Source organism: Microbacterium maritypicum MF109 (genome assembly GCF_000455825.1).
Classification (GTDB): Bacteria; Actinomycetota; Actinomycetes; order Actinomycetales; family Microbacteriaceae; genus Microbacterium; species Microbacterium maritypicum_A.
On record NZ_ATAO01000084.1, the window covers coordinates 1 to 211 of the forward strand.

1 pseudogene is annotated in these 211 nt (G+C 68.2%); it reads left to right on the top strand.

The window, feature by feature from the left end:
* Positions 1–11 precede the first annotated feature (11 nt).
* A pseudogene (locus L687_RS25920) lies at positions 12–211 on the top strand (serine hydrolase); the annotation flags it as partial.

The window sequence follows — 211 nt, forward strand, 5'->3', positions numbered from 1 at the left end:
GAATCGAGGGCATGACGACCTTGTTCCGGCAGATCATGGAAGACCACGTCGCGCGGGGCACCGCTCCGGGGATCATCGGCGTGCTCGGTGCTCCTGGCGGGGCCATCGAGATCGTCACGGCCGGCGATCTCCCGGCGGATGCGATCGTCCGCATCCAGTCGATGACGAAGCCGATCCTCGCGGTCGCGGCGCTGAGGCTCGTGCAGGAGGG